The following is a 17729-nucleotide window of genomic DNA, read 5'->3' as shown; positions in this document are numbered from 1 at the left end:
GGCCCCGGCCCGCGACCCCCGGTACCGGCTCCCGACCGCCGGGAGGCGCCATGTGTCGTCGGAGGTGTGCGCCACGGCCCTGGCGCACACCTCCCGACTACGCCGTCCGGCGGTCGGCGTGGTCGGTGCGGTCGCCGGGGGCAGTGGTCCGGGACGGCAGCGGGTCGGTCCGGGCGGCTTCCGGGCCCGGCTCCTCATGGCGGCCGGACGGGTCAGGGGGGTGCCATTCGGCGAGGACGATGGTGGCGTCGTCCTGGAGCCGGCCGTCGTGGCGGTCGAGGACGGCGTGGACGAGACGGCGCAGGGCCTCCGGTGCGGGCTCGCCCGCGGCGAGCGCGCGGGTGACGAAATCGACGAGCTGGTCCTCGCCGAACTGTCGGCCGGTGGCCGAGCGGGCTTCGGTGACGCCGTCGGTGTGGACGAGGACGCGGTCGCCGGGCTCCAGCTGGACCCTGTGCACGGTGCGGGAGTGCGGGTAGCCGGGGCCGAGGCCGAGCGGCAGCTCGCCCGGCGCCTCCAGGGCGCCGGGAACGACGTGGTGGGCCCGGATCAGGAGCGGCGGCGGGTGGCCGGCGTTGATCCAGGTGAGCTGCCCGGTCTCCAGGTCCAGGCGGGCGAAGACGCCGGTGAGCAGCCCGCCGGGCTGCCAGCGGTGCAGGTCGTCGTCGATCCGGTCGGCGATGTCGCTCAGGGTGCCGCCCGCGCGGCGGGTGGAGCGGCAGCCGGCCAGGGCGACGGCGGAGGCCAGCCCGGAGGACAGGTCGTGGCCCATCGCGTCGACCACGGTCAGGTGCAGGTGTCCGTCGTCCAGGCCGTGGTCGAAGGCGTCCCCGCCGATCTCGTAGGCCGGTTCCAGTGCGGCGGCGGAGGTGACCCGGTCGGTGCCCAGGGTGCGTGGGGGCAGGAACGCCCAGACCATCTCCGCCGCGGTGGTCATCGGTCGCTGCCGGGAGACGCGGCTGAACAGGTCGCTGAACCCGCTTTTGGACACGACGGTCAGCGCGGTCAGCGCGGCGAGCTGCGTGGCGCCGTCCAGCAGCTCGGGCGTGATCCGGTCGGCGGCGACGTGGAGCACGCCGATCCGGGCGATGCCGTCGACCAGCGGCAGCCAGAGAGCCATCGGCCCGTGGTGGGACAACTGCACCGACACGGTCCGGTACGCCCGTCCGGCGACCGTTCCCTCGATCGCCAGCGTCTCGCCCTCGTCCTCGCCCGGGCCCGGCAGCGGTACCAGCTGCTCCTCCTGCACGTCGGTCAGGTAGACGGTCGCCGACGCCATGCCCATCCGGCGGGCCGTCTCGTCGACCAGCCGGGGCAGGAAGCGCGGGGAGGCGGTGTGCGACCGCTCCAGGAACCGGGCCAGCGCGGCTTCCTCCTCCGCCATCGCGCCGATCCCTTCGCCGTCCTGTCCTTCTTCGAGTCTGGGGCCGGACCGGCCGTGGTGCGCGGCCCGCCGACCGGCGGGCGGGGCCGAACAGGGGCCGGGCGGCGCGACCTGCGCCGGGCGCCGGGCGGTTCGGCGGGCCCCGGCGACAGCACGGCGAAGGCCCGCCCCTCCGAGGGACGGGCCGATTTCGCCGACGTCGGGTGGCCGGCCGGGTCGGTCCGGCGGGGTCAGTCCGGCTCCGGGACGGGAGGGTCCCTGGGTTCGCGCGCGGGCTGCTCGGGTTCGGTCATGGCGGTCACCTCTGTCGGGGTTCGTCGTCCGTTCCGGTCCTCGGCCCGCGGGGTCACTCCTTTCCCGCGTCCTTGATCTTCTCGGCGGCCTGCTTGAGGTCGCTCTTCATCTGGGTGCCGCGGCCCTTGGCTTCCATCGTCCGGTCGCCCGTCGCCCGCCCGGCGACCTCCTTGGCCTTGCCACGGGCCTTCTCGGCCATGTTGCGGATCTTGTCGTCGGTGGCCATGGTCCTGCCTCCCATCGATGGACGGGCCGGTGCCCGCCTGAACCGCGTCTGCCCCCGTCGGGGCGTTCCATGCGTCACTCGTCCCGTGCCTCAGTCGGGGGACCGGCCCCGGCCGACGGGCCGGTCGCGGGTCGGGTCGTGGTGGTGCCGGCGCAGGTGGAGCACCGGCAGGAGCAGCCAGCAGGCCGCGAACCAGGCCATCACCGCCCCCGCGATCCAGGCCGCCGCCGCGCTCCCGGTGGCGACCCGGAGCAGGAGCAGCAGCGCGGTGCCGATGGTGAGCGCCAGCAGCACCAGACCGATCGCGACCAGCCGGGCCGCCGCCTCGACCAGCTGCGGCTTGAGCCGGTGGCCGGCGAAGAGCCGGTGGTAGGAGACGGGGGCGGTGAGCGCGCCGGTGGCCAGGGCGCCGAGGACCACGGTGAGCACGTAGAGGCCGCCGTCGAAGGCGCCCAGCTGGGCGAAACGCGGCATGAAGACCACGCTCAGCAGGAAGCCGAACAGGATCTGCGAGCCGGTCTGGGCGACCCGGACCTCCTGGAGCAGGTCGTTCCAGCGGCGGTCGGCGCGCTCGTCCGCCGACTCCCGCCGCCCCGTGCGGGCGGAGGCGGCGCCGCTTCGCCCGGTGGTCCCCGGTGGCATCCGGCCCACCTCCGTCCGCTCCGTTGCCGTCGGCCGTGCTCGTGCTCCTCGTGGGTCCGCCTCGCGTGTAGCCGCACCGGGCCGGGGCAAACGCCCGGCATGGAGGTCACGACCCGGCCACCGCCGGCGCCGTCCTGCCGGGCGGCCGACCGTCGGGTGCCCGCCGTCCGCGCGGCCCGACCCGCCGCGCGGCATCATGGTGCTGACGGGACGAGGCAGTTCCGACCGGACCGGGAGCCAGCCATGCATCTGTCCGCCGGGGGCGACGGGGAAGACGGGGGTGCGGGGGGAGGGCCGGGCACGGGGGAGCCCGGTGCGGGTGCGTTCCGGTCGGGCGGGCTGCGCGTCGAGTCGCGGCGGACCGGAACGGTGCGGATCGTCTCGCTCCGGGGCGAACTCGACCACGACTCGGTGGACGGCTTGCGCTCGGCGCTCGGCGGACTGCCGGAGGACGGCCTGGCCCGGATCCTGGTGGACCTCGCCGAGCTGAGCTTCTGCGACTCGACCGGCCTGAACATCCTGCTGCGGGCCCGGCAGGACGCGGAAGCGGCCGGCGTGCGGCTGGAGATCACCGGGCCCCGCCCCGCCGTGGTCCGGCTGTTCGCGGTCACCGGCGCGGACACCGTCCTGCGGATCCACCCCGACCTCGCTCTCGCGCTGGCGGTCGACGACGGCCCGTCGGCCCCCGGCCGCCCGAGCGGTCCCGACCGTTCCGGGCCTACTGCTCCCGAGGGACCCGGAGGGCCGTGATGGACCACCCGGGAACCGCTGCCGCACCGGATCGGGACCAGACCCGGCGGCTGCCGCTGAGCAGCAGCGCCGGTACGGTGCAGCAGTGCCGGGACTTCAGCCGCCAGGCACTGCTCGACTGGCACTGGCTGGCCGTGGACGGGGGGAGCCGGCCCGACGAGGAGCAGGTGGCCGTCTTCGAGGACGTCCTGCTGATGGTCTCCGAACTGGTCACCAACGCCTGCCTGCACGCCCCCGGCGGGCCGCGCGAGCTGCGGCTTCGCTGGGACACCGTCCGGCTGCGGGTCGAGGTCAGCGACGCGAGCCCGGTCCCGCCCGAGCTGCGTCCGTCCGCCGACCCGGGGCAGCCGGGCGGCCACGGCCTGCGGGTGGTGGACCGGCTCGCCCGGGCCTGGGGGTCGCGGCCCGAGAACGGCGGCAAGTCGGTCTGGCTGGAGGTGTCGTCGCCGCTGGACCACCGCACCTGAGGTGCGGTGGTCCAGCGGCGACGGGTCCGGGTCTCAGTCGCCGAGCGGCCGGGGCTCCGTCGCGGGCCCCGGCCCGGGCACGGCGGGCGGGCCGGGATCGGGGTCGGGCGGCGGGAAGGGCGGTACGGGCGGTGGCGCCGGGTCCGGCACCGGCCGGGGTGCGGGGTCCGGGTGCGGGAACGGTTCGGTGTCCGGGTGGACGGGTGGCGGGACGGTCATGGCGGCCGTGCCTCCTTCCCGGGGTGGGGGCCGTCGCGGGCTCCCCGGCCCGGTGCCGGAGCGCCGCGGTGGGCGCTGACCGGGCCGGACACGGGAATTCGCCCGAACGGTACAGTTGGCGTCAGTGGCCGAGTGCCCGGGCCAGCTCGCGCTTGTTCATCTTCGAGCGGCCCTCGATGTTGCGCTGCCTGGCCTCGTTGTACAGCTGGTCGTAGGTGGGCCCGCCGGCGCCCCGGTGCGAGCGCTGCCCGCCCCGGCGGCCGGACGAGATGTCGTGGGTGGAGCTGCGGCTGGCGGTCCTGGACTCGCCGTGCCGGGCACGCTCCTTGTTGACGGTCCGCGCGGCGATCTCCTCGGCGCGGTCCTCGCTCTCGCCGCGCTCCAGCACGCTCTCCTTGATGTGCTCGTACTGGCGTTCCCGTTTCGGACTCGATCCTCGGGGCATGGCGACGGTCCTTCCCTCGGCCGGTACTTCGGCGGGTGGCGTCTACCCGACGGCGCCGGGGTAAAACGGGCGCGGGCACCGGGGGCCGCTCCGACGCCGTCCGCCCCCGCCTGTCCCGGGTGGCGGGACGGTGGCAGAGTGGAAAGCGGGACGGCGCCGCCGCCCCCATCGGCCGGGGCCGCCGCGCAGCGGCCCGGCCGCGCGGTCGATCCGGACGGTGGACGGATGGACGAGGAGCAAGCACCGGGCGCGCCTGGTCCCGCAGCCGGGCGAACGGACCGACCGGCCGGACCCGACCGGGCGGACCCGGTCCTGCGGCAGCTGCTCGCCGGGCTGACGGCGGTCCGGGACGGTGACTTCCGCATCCGACTCGGGTCGGACCTGCCGGGTGTGCCGGGGGAGATCGCCGGCGTCTTCAACGGCATGGTCGAACAGCTCGCCCGGGTGACCTCGGAGGTGACCCGGGTCGCCCGCGAGGTCGGTTCCGAGGGGCGGCTCGGCGGTCAGGCGCACGTCCCCGGCGCGGCCGGGACGTGGCTCGACCTCACGGACGCGGTCAACGCGATGGCCGGCGACCTCACCCGGCAGCTGCGCAACATCGCCCAGGTGACGACGGCGGTGGCGCGGGGCGACCTCACCCAGAAGATCGAGGTCGACGCGCGCGGAGAACTCCTCGAACTCAAGAACACCGTGAACACGATGGTCGGCCAGCTGGGCTCGTTCGCGGGCGAGGTGACCCGGGTGGCGCGGGAGGTCGGTTCCGAGGGGCGGCTCGGCGGACAGGCCGACGTGCGCGACGTCTCGGGGACCTGGCGCGACCTCACCGAGTCCGTCAACGTGATGGCCGACAATCTGACCGCGCAGGTCCGGTCGATCGCCGAGGTGACGACCGCGGTCGCCGAGGGCGATCTGACGCAGAAGATCCGGGTGGACGCGCGCGGGGAGATCCTGGAGCTGAAGGAGACCATCAACACGATGGTCGACCAGCTGTCCGCGTTCGCGGACGAGGTGACCCGGGTGGCGCGGGACGTCGGCACCGAGGGCAACCTCGGCGGCCAGGCCACCGTCCGGGGCGTGTCCGGAACGTGGAAGGACCTCACGGACAACGTCAACGTGATGGCCTCCAACCTGACCGGCCAGGTCCGGTCGATGTCGGACGTGGCGACCGCGGTGGCCCGCGGCGACCTCTCGCGGAAGATCACCGTCGAGGCCAAGGGCGAGATGGCGGCGCTGGCCGACGCGATCAACACGATGGTGGACACCCTGTCGGTGTTCGCCGACGAGGTCACCCGGGTGGCGCGGGAGGTGGGCACCGAGGGGACGCTCGGCGGGCAGGCCCGGGTCCCGAACGTCGCCGGGACGTGGAAGGACCTGACCGACAACGTCAACTTCATGGCGCACAACCTGACCAGCCAGGTCCGCAACATCGCCCAGGTCACCACCGCCGTCGCGGACGGCGACCTCACCCGCAAGATCGACGTCGACGCGCGCGGCGAGATCCTGGAGCTCAAGACCACCGTCAATACGATGGTCGACCAGCTGGGCTCGTTCGCCGCCGAGGTGACCCGGGTGGCGCGCGAGGTGGGCACCGAGGGGCGGCTCGGCGGCCAGGCCGAGGTGGAGGGTGTGTCCGGCACCTGGAAGCGCCTGACCGAGAACGTCAACGAGCTCGCCGGCAACCTCACCCGCCAGGTCCGCGCCATCGCCGAGGTCACCAACGCCGTGACCGCCGGCGACCTCACCCGCTCGATCACCGTCGACGCCTCCGGCGAGGTCGCCGACCTCAAGGACAACATCAACTTCATGGTCGAGTCGCTGCGCGAGACCACCCGCGCCAACCAGGAGCAGGACTGGCTCAAGACCAACCTCGCCCGCTTCACCGGCACCATGCAGGGGCAGCGCGACATCCGGTCCGTCGCCGGGCTGATCACCGACGGGCTGACGCCGCTGGTCGGCGCCCAGTACGGGGCGTTCTACCTCGCGGAGGAGGGTCCGGAGGGTACCGTCCTGGCCCGGATCAGTGCCTACGGCGGTCAGGGCGGTACGGCGGCGGAAACACCCACCGGCGAGGGCCGCGGGAGCGGGAGTGGGACCGGCGACGGAGACGGCGCCGGGACCGGAGACGGCGCCGGGGGCGGCGGTGCACGAGGCGGTCCGGCACGGGTCCGGCTCGGCGAGTCCCTGGTCGGGCAGGCGGCCCGCTCCCGGCGCACCGTCGTCGTGGACGACCTGCCGCCCGACTACGCGACCATCGGCTCCGGCGCCGGCGCCACCCACGCCCGGTCCGTGCTGATCCTGCCGATCGCCCTGGAGGAATGGCTGCTCGGCGTGATGGAGTTCGCCTCCGTGCACCCCTTCAGTGCCGTCCACCGCGACCTCCTGGAGCAGTTGGCCGAGGCCTGCGGAGTCAACATCGGCACCCTGCTGGCCAACGCCCGGACCGACGAGCTGCTCGGCGAGTCCCAGCGGCTCGCCGCCGAGCTCCAGTCCCGGTCGGAGGAGTTGCAGGAAGGTCAGGAGGAACTGCGGCGCTCCAACGCCGAACTCGGGGAGAAGGCCGCGCTGCTGGCCGAACGCAACCGCGACATCGAGGCGAAGAACCTGGAGATCGAGCAGGCCCGACAGGAACTCGAGGAACGGGCGCGGCAGTTGAGCCTCACCTCGATGTACAAGTCCGAGTTCCTGGCCAACATGAGCCACGAACTGCGCACCCCGCTCAACAGCCTGCTCATCCTCGCCCAGCTGCTCGCCCAGAACGCCGCCGGCAACCTCACCCCCAAGCAGGTCGAGTACGCGGGTGTGATCCACTCGGCCGGCTCCGACCTGCTCCAGCTCATCAACGACATCCTCGACCTCTCCAAGGTCGAGGCGGGGAAGATGGAGTTCAGCCCCGAACCCTTCGCCGTCCAGGAGCTGTTGGCCTACGTCGAGGGCGCGTTCAAGCCCCTGGCCGACCAGCGCGGCCTCGCCTTCCGGATCGGCGTCGGCGCACACGTGCCCGGCGAACTCGTCACCGACCAGGCCCGGTTGCGGCAGATCCTGCGGAACCTGCTCTCCAACGCGATCAAGTTCACCGACACGGGCCACGTCGAGCTGCGCGTCGAACGGGTGGAGGCCGACGCGCTCCCGGCCGAACTCGGCCGGGCCGGGGCCGCGGTGGCCTTCCACGTCGAGGACACCGGCATCGGCATCGACCCCGACCACCTCGACAGCATCTTCGGCGCCTTCCAGCAGGCCGACGGCACCACCGCCCGCCGCTTCGGCGGTACCGGGCTCGGCCTGTCCATCAGCCGCGAACTCGCCCGCCTGCTCGGCGGTGTCCTCACCGTCCGCTCCGCCGCCGGTCGCGGCAGCCGCTTCACCTTCCACCTGCCGCTCGCCGGCCGGGACCGGGCGGCCGAAGTCCCGGGTGCCCTGCCGGACGCCGGGGCCCGCGTCCTGGTCGTCGAGGCCGAACCGCCCGCCCTGCTCACGCTGCTGGCCCGGACCGCCGCCGAGGCGCACGGCGAGGGCCCGCCGGTGGAGATCCGCAGCGCCGGCACCGAGGCGGACCTCCGTGCCGCCCTCGCCGACGGCCCGTACCGGTGTGCCGTGCTCGACCTCGGCCGCACCGGCGAACTCGCCCCCCTGCTGATCACCGGGCTTCCGGCGGGCACGCCCGTGCTCGGCCACCAGGGCGGGGAAGGCGGCGTCGGCGCCACCGCGGCGGCGATCGGCGGCCTCGAACTCCCGGCGGGTCTGGACGAGTTGTGCGAACGCCTGATCGGCCTCCTGGGCGGCCGGAACCCCGCCGACGCCGGGCCCGGCGAACACGCCGTCCCCACCGACGAACCGCTCGCCGGACGCACCACGCTGATCGTCGACGACGACGTCCGCAACGTCTTCGCGCTCGCCGCCGCCCTCGAGCAGCACGGCCTGACCGTCCTGCACGCCGCCGACGGCCGTGCCGGGCTCGACCTGCTGCGCGCCCACCCGGAGACGGACCTGGTCCTGATGGACGTGATGATGCCCGGCCTCGACGGCTACGCGGCCATCGCCGCCATCCGTGCCGACGAGCGGTTCGGCCGGATCCCGGTCGTCGTCGTCACCGCCAAGGCGATGGCCGGTGACCGGGCCAAGAGCCTCGCCGCCGGCGCCGACGACCACATCAGCAAGCCGGTGGACACCACGCTGCTGCTGGAGCGGATGCGGCACTGGCTGGACGGGTCATGACCGACGGCCCCCGGCCCGGCGGTCCGCCGGGTGTCCCCCCGCACGGTGCCGGACCGACCGGGCCCGCCGGGGGACCGGGGGAGGCCCAGGACGCCGCGGCGCGGCAGCTCGCCGGGGCCGTCCGACGGCTCCAGCGCGCCGTGGAGCGGATGCGGGCCGAGGAGGGCACCCGGGCGCTGGTCGACCTCGCCACCGGCATGCTCGCCGAGCGGCTGACCTCGACGACCGCCGAGGCCGCCGCCCGGCTGGCCGCGCTCGCCCGGGAGGCCGGAGTGCCGGTCGCCACCCTGGCCGCCGACGTCGTCGGACGCACGGCCGAGGGGCCCGCCCGGGACGGCGGGCCCGGACCGTCGGACCTCCGCGATGCGCCCGGGTCCGCCGGGGCACCCGCCCCACCGGCCCCCGCCGGGCCCTCGCCGCCGTCCCCGACCTCGCGGGCGCCGTCGAGGCCGTCCTCCGGCAGGGCGCCGCCCCCCTCGGCGCCCACGCCGTGCTGGTCTGGCAACGGCTGCCCGGCGGCGGCCTCGCCCTCGCCGCCCAGGCCGGACTGCCCCTGGACGAGGCCGAGGCCTGGAACCGGGTGCCCCCCGGCGTCGACACCCCCGCCCGACAGGCCGTCACCGGCGGCGAGGACCGCTGGCCCGACGCGCCGGCGCCGACCGGACCCGTCGCCGGTGGAGCCACCACCCCCCGCGCCGTCCTCCCGCTGCTCGCCGACGGCCGCCGCCTCGGGGCCCTCGAAGTGCTCTGGCCCGGCCCCGCACCCGAGCTCGGCCCGCCGCAGCGCCGCCGGCTCCGGGCCCTCGCCGACCTCTGCGCCACCCTCCTCGGCCACCCGGAGCCCCCCGTGCCGCCCGACCGGGAGGCGGACCTGCTCGACGGCCTGCTCGACCCGGCCCTCCTGCTCGAACCCGTCCTGCGGGACGGCCGGGTCGTGGACTTCACCGTCCTGCGCACCAACCGGCTGTTCCGTGACCCGCTCGGCCGCCCCCGCAGCGGCCTGGACGGCACCTCCCTCCTGGAGACCTACCCGATGGCCTGCGCCACCGGTCTGCTGGAACCGCTGCTCCGGGCGCACGAGACCGGCGAGCCCCGGACCGACGACCGCCTGCGCCTGGTCTTCCAGGGCGGCGGGATCGCCGTACCCGCCGTCCTGCGGATCGCCGTCGCCCCGCTCGGCCCCCGCCTCCTGCTCAGCTGGCAGCGCGACACCGACCGGTCCGGCGATCCCGAGCAGACCGATCTGCTGCGCCAGGCCCAACGCCTGGCCCGGGTGGCCGGGTTCGAGGAACAGCCGGACAGCGGCCGGATCCTCTGGAGCGAGGGCCTGAGCGAACTGTTCGGCCTGCCGCCGGAGTCCGTTGTGCCCCTCGCCCGGCTCGCCCGGCACGTCCACCCCGACGACGGGCCCGCCGTCCGCCGGCTGCTGGACACCGTCCGGCACCGGCTGCGCACCGCCTCCTCGGTGTTCAGGCTGGTCCGCCCGGACGGCTCCCAGCGCTACACCCGGGTGATCGCCGAACCGGTCCTGGACGAGGCGGGCCGTCTCGTCGCGATCCGCGGTGCCTACCACGACGTGTCGGCCCAGCACTGGACCGAGATCGCCCTCGGCGCCACCCGGGCCCGGCTGGCGGACAGCGAGCAGGAGACGGCCGAGCGCGAGCAACTCGCGCTCCGGCTCCAGCAGGCGATCCTGCCCGCGGCACCCCCGCCCCTCGGAGCCTCCGGACTGCGCGCCGCCGTCCGCTACCGGCCCGCCGCCAAACGCGAACGGGTCGGCGGCGACTGGTACGACGTCCTGGTGCTGCCCGACCGCCGGGTGCTGCTGGCCGTCGGCGACGTGGCCGGGCACGGGGTCGGCGCGGCCACCGGCATGGTCGCGCTCCGGCACGCGCTGCGCGGTCTGGCCGTCACCGGTGCCGGACCGGGCCGGCTGCTGGAGTGGGCCAACACCGTGGCCCTTCGCGAACCGGCGCAGGTGACCGCCACCGCCGTCTGCGTGCTGCTCGGACCGGACGACGGCTCGCTGCGCTGGGCCCGGGCCGGGCACCTCCCGCCGATCAGACTCGCCCCCGGCGGCGCCGAGGTGCTGCCGCTGCCGCACGGCGTGCTGCTCGGGGCGCTGGCGGACGCCGAGTACGAGGAGTACACCGCCCGGCTCGTCCCGGGCGACGTGCTGCTCCTCTACACCGACGGCCTGGTCGAGCGCCGGGACCGCCCGGTCGAGGAGTCGGTGGACCAGCTGATCCGGGCGGCCGGCCCGCCCGGCCCCGATCTGGAGCGGTACCTGGACCTGCTGCTGGAGCTGAGCCCGGCCGACACCGACGACGACACCTGCCTGGTCGCCGTCCGCATCGAGCCGCCGGAGGCCGCCGCGGGACCGCCGCCCGACGGATGACGGGACGGATGACGGGCGGCCACGGACGCCCGCCGCACCGGCGGCCGCCGCTCCTCAGGTGCCGATGCCCCCGCTCTGCACGCATTGACGAAGGACCGTGCGCGCCTCGCACACCCCGCGACGCCGTACCGGCCCTAGGGTCGGTGGCCGGAGCCGTCCTGGCCGCCGCGCGCACGGGGGTGGTGCGGGGCCCGGCGGTGTCCCACGACACACGCACCACGAAGGAGAACAACCATGTCGAACCGCAGGACCGTCGCGGTGGTCGGCGCCACCGGCCGTCTGGGCGAGCACGTAGTCCGCGTGCTGGCGGAACGCGGCCACGAGGTCGTGGCGATCTCGCGCTCGGCGGGCGTCGACATCGTCACGGGCGAGGGCCTCGACAAGGCGCTGACCGGGGTCCAGGTCGTCGTCGACACCTCCGGCACCCCCTCCGCGGACGAGACGGTGGCGACGGAGTTCTTCACCGCCGCCGCCGCCAACCTGCACGCCGCGGGCGCCCGGACCGGGGTGGAGCAGATCGTCTCGGTGTCCATCCTCGGCATCGACGCGTCGACCGGCGGTTACTACCGTGCCAAGGTCGCCCACGAGAAGGCCCTGACGGCCGGCCCGCTGCCGGTCCGGATCCTGCGCGCCGCGCAGTTCCACGAGTTCGTCGAGCCGCTGGTCAGCTGGGGCCGCCAGGGCGACACCGTGCGGGTCCCGCTGATGCGCACCCAGCTCGTCGCGGCCGCGGCGGTGGCCGAGGCGCTCGTCGACCTCGCCGAGGGTCCCGCGCCCGAGCCGGGCACCACGGCGGCGCCGTTCCCCGAGATCGCCGGCCCGCGCGAGGAGAACCTCGCCAAGGCCGCCGGACTCGTCTACGCCGCCCGGGGCGAGGACGTCACCGTCGTCGAGGTCAGCGAGGAGGCGACCCCGGACCGCGAACTCCTGGAGAACGGCGCGTTCGTCGCCGGTCCCGCCACCGTGCTCGCCGGTCCGACCCTGGAGGAGTGGCTGGCGCAGGCCTGACCGCCGTCGCCCGCCCGGCCGTCAGGGGGTGGCCCCCCGGTCGGCCGGGCCGGCGGACCGGGCCCGCTCGATGTCGTTGATGTGGGCCTCCGTCCACTCGCGGAGGGCACTGATCGGCCCGGCGAGGCTGCGCCCGAGGTCGGTCAGGCCGTACTCGACGCGCGGCGGCACGGTCGGGTGCACGGTGCGGGTGACGAAGCCGTCGGTCTCGAGTAGCCGCAGGGTCTGGGTGAGCATCTTCTGCGACACCCCCTCGATCCGCCGGAACAGCTCGGTGTAGCGCAGGGTGCCGTCGAGCAGGCAGTCGACGATCAGGACGGTCCACTTGCCGGCGATGTGGTCGAGGACCTGGCGCGTCGGGCACTTCGCGGAGTAGACGTCGGCCGGGAAGCCGGAGGATGCCACGGTGGTCTTCACCCAGGGAGAGTAACGCACTTTCAGGTGCCTTCTTCCTAAAAGAGAGTGACTCTCCGAGAGTTGTCGGCATGACGAACCGCACCCTGAACCGGACGACCGACCGCACCGCGAACCGCACGACCGACCACACCGCGAACCGCACGACCGACCACACCGCGAACCGCACGACCGACCGCACCGCGAACCGCACGACCGACCACACCGTCAGCGACACCACCGGCCGCGCGACGGACCGCACCGCGAACGGCACGATGTCCGTCCCCGAAGCGATCCGCACCCGCCGCACCGTCCGCCACTACCGGCCCGACCCGGTCTCCCCGGAGCTGCTCGACACCCTGCTCGACCTGGCCGTGGAAGCTCCCACCAGCTGGAACCTCCAGGACCGTTCGATCGTGGTGGTGTCGGGCGAGGAGGGCCGGGCCGGGCTGGCCCGGGCCACGGGGGGCCAGCCCCAGCCGAGCGAGGCTCCGGTGGTGCTGGTCTTCGTCGCCGAACCGCAGGCATGGCGGGAGGACCGCAGCGACGTCTACCGGCAGGCGCGGCAGAACGGCGCGTGGAGCGAGGAGTTCGTCGAGATGTTCTCCGCCGCCGCGCAGGAGTTCCAGGAGGGCCTGGAGCAGCGCGGCCTGCTCCGCGAGTACGCGGTGAAGGACGCGGTCATCGCCGCCTCCTTCGTGATGCTCGCGGCCACCGGGATGGGGCTGGCGACCTCGCCGATGAACGGCTGGGACGAGGAGGAGGTGAAGAAGGTGATCGGGATCGAGCACCGCGAGGACCTCGCGATCGCCCTGCTGGTCGCGGTCGGCCACCCCGCCGGCACCCGGTTCCACCCGGGCCGCCGCCCCCGCCGGCGCGTCGTCTTCGAGGAGACCTGGGGTGCCCACGGCGGCTGAGCGGCCCGGCCGGGCCCGGCGGTCACCTGCGGCCGGTGCCTCCCGGCCGGGAGGCGGTGGCGGCGCCGAAGTCGGGGCGTCCCGGCCGTCCCGCCGGCCGGGGGAGGGGCGCGCCCAGCCCGGCCGCGTAGCGGCGGTACGCGCGCGCCCCGGCGGAGCCGGTTCCGACGGCGGCGAGGCGGTCGGGGAACATCACCCCTCCCGCGTGCGGCCGGGCACCCGCTCCGAACAGGTTGCCGTGCAGCCGGCCGGTCACCAGGCGGCCCCGGACCCCGGGCAGCGGCCGGGACCGGCCGGCCACCACCGGACCGCGGTTGACCTGGAACCAGACCTCGCGCCCGTTGCCGAACCGCACGACGCTCTCGCGCAGGTCGGACACGTCGGTGTACACCTCGAAGTCCCAGTCCTCCGCGGCCCCCGCGGAGCCGTACCGGCCGCGGAGGTGCCGCAGGAAGCGCCGCGGGTCGACCGGCGCGCCGAACGGAACCACCGCGTCGGCGTACGGTTCCCCGGCCACGAAGTGCAGCCTGAACTCCAGGCCGTACCGGCGCCCGCGGACCGTTCGCCGGACGTGCAGCGAGAAGGTCTCCGCGTCGTCGTGGCGGGCGCGGTGCTCGGGGCGGACGTGCCGGCTCAGGTGATCGAAGGACAGGGCCTCCCGGTCGGCCGGAAGACCGGGGATCCGGTCGACGGATCCGTGCAGCAGATAGAGGCACATCAGGTCCACCGGATGGGCCTCGTGGGCCGGCCCGGCGAGGAAACCGTCGGAAAAGCTGTCCCGCAAGGGTGGCTCCAGCCGTCCCGCCCTGCCGGTGGGACCGGTCGTCGTGGTCGGTGCGCAGCCGGTCGCGGTGCGCGTCGGGATCCGCCGGGGAGGGCTGCCGCCGTTCCGCGGTGGCGTCCTCGACGGGCTCCCTCCTCGTCGGTGGACAGCAGGATGCCACGGATGTCGGTGCGTCCGCCGGACCGGGCCGGTGCCGCACGGCCCGGTCCGCCTTCCGACCCGCTCCCCGTCCGCTTTCCGACCCGCTCCCCGTCCTGCCGGAGCGGCCGGGCCGTGTACGGCGGGCCGCGGCGGGTAGGCGCGGTTCGGCCCCGGGGGGCACACGCGGGGGACGGACCGAAAGGACACCGCCATGCTGTTGTTCGGAATCCTCCTGTTCGCCGCGGCGGGAGCCTTCACCGGCCTGCTGATCGCCGACAACCTGGACGGCGGGCCGGAGTACCAGGTGACCGTTCTGGGGCACGATCTGGTGACCCTGAACAGCCTGGGCGTCTTCCTCGCCGGGCTGGCGCTCGCGCTGCTGTTCTGCCTGGGCCTGTTGCTGGCCGGAGCGGGCCGGTCGCTCCGCCGGGCCCGGGCCGTGAAACACGGCCGCCATGCCGCGCCCGCCGCGGTCCGGCCGGAGGAGCGGACCGCGGAGCGCCCCGGGGCCCGGTCGGAGGACCGGGTCATGGAACGCCGGATCACCGACGACCGGATCTCCGACGAGCCTGCCGTGCGCGAGCCTGCCGTGCGCGAGCCGGTCGTAGGTCGCGCGGCGCGGCGGGCCGACGAGGAGGCGGGGGCCCCGGAGGACTCCCCGCGCCGGGGCCGGGGGCCGGGGCGCCTGCCGGAGCACTGACCGGGGACCGCTCGGCCGGGAGGCCCTCGGGTCGGCGTGCGAGCGCCGGTGACCTGCCGGCGTCCTGCTGTCGCGCCGTCCCGACCCGCCGTCCGGCGCCCGCTGCCCCGGGTCGCGACGGCGGGCGCCGGCGGGGAGCTGGGGGGGTTGGCTTGTCGCCACCTATGGGTAAGCTATGAACTTCATCAGTGACTATTACGGGGGTCGAGGATGGCTGAGTCCGTCGTCAGCGGGCTGGTGCGGGACTGGATCGCGGGCTGGGTGGTCTCACGGGGAGCGGCCGATCCGGTGGACGAGCCGTGGGGCTGGACGATCGACGTCGGCCAGTCGGCGCAGGTGGCCCGCCACGTCCTTCCCGAGCCGACGGAACCCGACGTCCGCAAGCTGGTGGCGGCCACCACAGCGCCCGGCACCTGGCTGAAGGTGTTCGCCGACGACGACACCGTCCGGCCCTGGATCGCGCCGGGCTGGCGCTTCGACGTCCCCGGCTATCTGATGACCGTGCCGCTCGCCGCCGGACGTCCGGTCGTCCCGGCCGGGTACACCCTCACCACCTGGGAGCGCGGCGGCGTGGTCCGGGTCCTGGTCCGCACCGAGGACGGCCACTTCGCCGCGCGCGGCCAGCTCGGGCTCGCCGGGGCCGCCGCCGTGGCCGACCAGATCGAGACCGCGCCCGCGCACCGCCGCCGGGGCCTCGGCTCCGTGGTGATGCGGGCACTGGAGGACGCCGGGCACCGCAGCGGCGCCGAGACCGGGCTCCTCGTCGGCACTCCCGACGGGAAGGCGCTCTACAGCGCCCTCGGCTGGACGCTCCGCGCCCCCATGGCGAGCCTCTACTACGCCCCCGAGCCGGTGGAGTCCGCCGGGGCGTGACCCACCGGCCGTGGATCCGGCCTCCGCTCCCGGGGCGGCCGGCCACGGCGCACAACCGCCGCCCGGCCCCGGACGGGTGTCCGGGGCCGGGCGGCGGTTCGGGGCGGTTCCGGCACCGTCCTCAGTGCCGGTTCAGCACTGCGGCCGCTTGCCGTGGTTGGCACCCTTGCGACGGGCCTTCTTCTTGCGGCGACGCTTCGACGACATCGGGCCTCCTTGGTGGGTTGGCCCCCCGTCCAAGGTCTCACACGGAGGGCCCGCCGTGGCACCGCCGGTTGCTCCGATCGAGGGCGCGGCGGGCCGCTCGGCCCGGGCTCCGGGGCTGTGGACGGTCACGGGTCAGACCGCCTGCCAGAGCGCCGGGGTGTTCGGCGGCTCCCATCCGGCCTGGGCCTGGTGGCCCTGGAGGCAGCGGTAGGAGGCGCTGCCGTAGGTGACGGTGGCGCCGGCCTGGTAGACGGTGCCCGCGGCCCAGGTGCCGCCCGGGTTGCCGGGACCCGGGCCGGGACCGGGACCGGGGCCCTGGCCGTCGGTCTTCAGCGTCAGCCCGTAGCCCTGCAGGATCGGGTTGACCGGCTGGAAGTACGTGGTGCCGCCCTGGGAGCAGTTCCCGGTGCCGCCCGAGGTCACGCCCTGTGCCTGCGTGCCCGAGATGAAGGAGCCGCCCGAGTCGCCCGGCTCCGCGCACACATTGGTCCGGGTGACGCCCGAGACGGTGCCCTCGGCGTAGGTGACGCTGGTGTTGTGCTGCTGGATCGTGCCGCAGTGCCAGCCGGTGGTGGAACCGGACCGGCAGACCGAGGCCCCGACCTGCTGCAGCACCGAGCCGGTCACCGCGCCGGACGCGCTGTTCACGTAGGGGGTCGCGGTCCAGCTGCTGTTGGTGGCCACCCAGGACATGTCGTTGCCCGGGAAGACCGAGGCCTGGAAGCTGCCCTGGGCGGCCCGGTTGGCGCCGGTCGTGCTGGACCCGGCCCGGCCGCAGTGGCCCGCGCTGACGAAGCCCTGGGTGGTCCCCCTGGTGATCGGGAAGCCGATCGAGCAGCGGCTGCTGTTGTCGATGTAGTAGGCGTCGCCGCCGCGGAGGTCGTAGAGCGGACGCGGGGCCTCGGCCACCGTTTCCACCCGCACCGCCGCCCGGTCCAGTCCGGCCCCGGCGACCAGGCGTTCGGCGGCGGCCGGGTCGGTGGCCTGCACCACGACGGTGTTGGCGGCCACGTCGACGTAGCGCACCGGCGCGGCGAGCGCGTCCGCCCGGCCGGCGGGGCCGCGTCCGGCCGCCCGGTCGAGCGCGGCCAGCGCTCCGTCCAGGGCGGCGAGCGGGCGGTCCACGAGCACCGGCCGGGCACCCGCCGCGCGGATCACGGCGAGGTCGGCGGAGCGGGTCGTGGCGACGGCCGGAGCGGCGTCCGGGCCCTCCAGCCAGGAGCCGGCCCAGCCGGCACCGAGCGACTGGGCGAGCGCGCCGGCCAGGGCACCCGCCCTGGCCTCGGCGGAGATCCGGGCCCGGGCCTGGGCGGAGGTCAGGCCGAGGTCGCGCCGCAGCGCCTCGACCAGCTCGGGCGCGGCGGTGGCGACACCGAGGGTGTCCGGCGCGGCCGAGGCGGCGGCCCGGGCGGCCGCGGCGGGTCCGGGCGTGGGGGAGGCGGCACCTGCGGTGCCCTGGAGGGCGGTCAGACCCAGGGCGGCGGTGGCCAGGACGGCACACGCGGCCCTGGCGGGTCGTCGGAGCATGGGGGTCTCCTGCGGTCACGGTGTGGGGGATTGCCGGAAACCGTAGGAGCCCCGTCCGCCGGCGGGGGAGATGTCACCCGGGGGTACCGTCCGGAGCTATCACCGCGTGGCTCGGGTGGTCCGGGGGCGCTCGGGCGCGTGG

Annotated in this window: 15 protein-coding genes and 1 pseudogene; 9 read left to right on the top strand and 7 right to left on the bottom strand. The window is 75.4% G+C overall.

The window, feature by feature from the left end; all coding sequences use genetic code 11:
• Positions 1 to 97 precede the first annotated feature (97 nt).
• The 3 genes from ACIPYS_RS29375 to ACIPYS_RS29365 all read right to left on the bottom strand — a co-directional run bounded on the left by ACIPYS_RS29375 (position 98) and on the right by ACIPYS_RS29365 (position 2546).
• Positions 98 to 1384, bottom strand: a complete 1287-nt coding sequence (locus ACIPYS_RS29375) for a PP2C family protein-serine/threonine phosphatase (protein ID WP_400751613.1) — start codon at positions 1382 to 1384, stop codon at positions 98 to 100.
• A 346-nt stretch (positions 1385 to 1730) separates the two neighbouring features.
• Entirely contained in the window at positions 1731 to 1919 is a 189-nt protein-coding gene (locus tag ACIPYS_RS29370; RefSeq protein WP_231978096.1) for a CsbD family protein, read from the bottom strand.
• Between the two features lie 75 nt (positions 1920 to 1994).
• A complete protein-coding gene (locus ACIPYS_RS29365; RefSeq protein WP_400751610.1) occupies positions 1995 to 2546 on the bottom strand; it encodes a DUF6328 family protein in 552 nt (183 codons plus the stop codon).
• Between the two features lie 99 nt (positions 2547 to 2645).
• Here ACIPYS_RS29365 and ACIPYS_RS29360 point away from each other — a divergent pair, with 99 nt between their 5' ends.
• Positions 2646 to 3296, top strand: a complete 651-nt coding sequence (locus tag ACIPYS_RS29360) for an STAS domain-containing protein (RefSeq protein WP_400751608.1) — start codon at positions 2646 to 2648, stop codon at positions 3294 to 3296.
• On the top strand, positions 3296 to 3763 hold the full coding sequence (locus tag ACIPYS_RS29355; protein WP_400751606.1) for an ATP-binding protein: 468 nt from the start codon (positions 3296 to 3298) through the stop codon (positions 3761 to 3763). Before ACIPYS_RS29360 ends, ACIPYS_RS29355 begins: the two co-directional genes overlap by 1 nt.
• Positions 3764 to 4103: 340 nt before the next feature.
• Here the strand turns inward: ACIPYS_RS29355 and ACIPYS_RS29350 are convergent, their stop codons facing one another.
• A complete protein-coding gene (locus tag ACIPYS_RS29350; protein ID WP_093863976.1) occupies positions 4104 to 4427 on the bottom strand; it encodes a plasmid stabilization protein in 324 nt (107 codons plus the stop codon).
• Between the two features lie 225 nt (positions 4428 to 4652).
• Here ACIPYS_RS29350 and ACIPYS_RS29345 point away from each other — a divergent pair, with 225 nt between their 5' ends.
• From ACIPYS_RS29345 to ACIPYS_RS29330, 4 genes and pseudogenes are all read left to right on the top strand, one after another.
• The gene (locus tag ACIPYS_RS29345) at positions 4653 to 8639 is read left to right on the top strand and encodes a HAMP domain-containing protein (protein WP_400751602.1); all 3987 of its coding nucleotides are present in this window, start codon (positions 4653 to 4655) and stop codon (positions 8637 to 8639) included.
• Positions 8636 to 8884: pseudogene (locus tag ACIPYS_RS29340) on the top strand (hypothetical protein); the annotation flags it as partial. The gene ACIPYS_RS29345 and the pseudogene ACIPYS_RS29340, both read left to right, overlap by 4 nt.
• Before the next feature lie 245 nt (positions 8885 to 9129).
• The gene (locus ACIPYS_RS29335; protein ID WP_400751599.1) at positions 9130 to 11037 is read left to right on the top strand and encodes a PP2C family protein-serine/threonine phosphatase; all 1908 of its coding nucleotides are present in this window, start codon (positions 9130 to 9132) and stop codon (positions 11035 to 11037) included.
• Between the two features lie 234 nt (positions 11038 to 11271).
• A complete protein-coding gene (locus ACIPYS_RS29330) occupies positions 11272 to 12045 on the top strand; it encodes an SDR family oxidoreductase (RefSeq protein ID WP_400751596.1) in 774 nt (257 codons plus the stop codon).
• A 21-nt stretch (positions 12046 to 12066) separates the two neighbouring features.
• On the opposite strand, the gene ACIPYS_RS29325 is transcribed toward ACIPYS_RS29330, so the two are convergent.
• Entirely contained in the window at positions 12067 to 12462 is a 396-nt protein-coding gene (locus tag ACIPYS_RS29325; RefSeq protein ID WP_400751594.1) for a winged helix-turn-helix transcriptional regulator, read from the bottom strand.
• 68 nt (positions 12463 to 12530) lie between these two features.
• On the opposite strand from ACIPYS_RS29325, the gene ACIPYS_RS29320 reads away from it, so the two are divergent.
• The gene (locus ACIPYS_RS29320) at positions 12531 to 13355 is read left to right on the top strand and encodes a nitroreductase family protein (RefSeq protein WP_400751591.1); all 825 of its coding nucleotides are present in this window, start codon (positions 12531 to 12533) and stop codon (positions 13353 to 13355) included.
• 22 nt (positions 13356 to 13377) lie between these two features.
• On the opposite strand, the gene ACIPYS_RS29315 is transcribed toward ACIPYS_RS29320, so the two are convergent.
• The gene (locus tag ACIPYS_RS29315; protein WP_400751589.1) at positions 13378 to 14139 is read right to left on the bottom strand and encodes a hypothetical protein; all 762 of its coding nucleotides are present in this window, start codon (positions 14137 to 14139) and stop codon (positions 13378 to 13380) included.
• Between the two features lie 352 nt (positions 14140 to 14491).
• Between ACIPYS_RS29315 and ACIPYS_RS29310 the strand changes: the two genes are divergently transcribed.
• Positions 14492 to 14980, top strand: a complete 489-nt coding sequence (locus tag ACIPYS_RS29310; RefSeq protein WP_400751587.1) for a hypothetical protein — start codon at positions 14492 to 14494, stop codon at positions 14978 to 14980.
• A gap of 210 nt (positions 14981 to 15190) precedes the next feature.
• Positions 15191 to 15853: a GNAT family N-acetyltransferase gene (locus ACIPYS_RS29305; protein ID WP_400751584.1), complete on the top strand. Its 663-nt coding sequence runs from the start codon at positions 15191 to 15193 to the stop codon at positions 15851 to 15853.
• A gap of 339 nt (positions 15854 to 16192) precedes the next feature.
• Here the strand turns inward: ACIPYS_RS29305 and ACIPYS_RS29300 are convergent, their stop codons facing one another.
• On the bottom strand, positions 16193 to 17587 hold the full coding sequence (locus ACIPYS_RS29300; RefSeq protein ID WP_400751581.1) for a carbohydrate-binding protein: 1395 nt from the start codon (positions 17585 to 17587) through the stop codon (positions 16193 to 16195).
• Positions 17588 to 17729 lie beyond the last annotated feature (142 nt).

The organism is Kitasatospora sp. NPDC089913, from assembly GCF_044748625.1.
Lineage (GTDB): Bacteria > Actinomycetota > Actinomycetes > Streptomycetales > Streptomycetaceae > Kitasatospora.
Note: the sequence above shows the minus strand (reverse complement) of the source record. Positions and strands in the feature narration are given on the sequence as shown.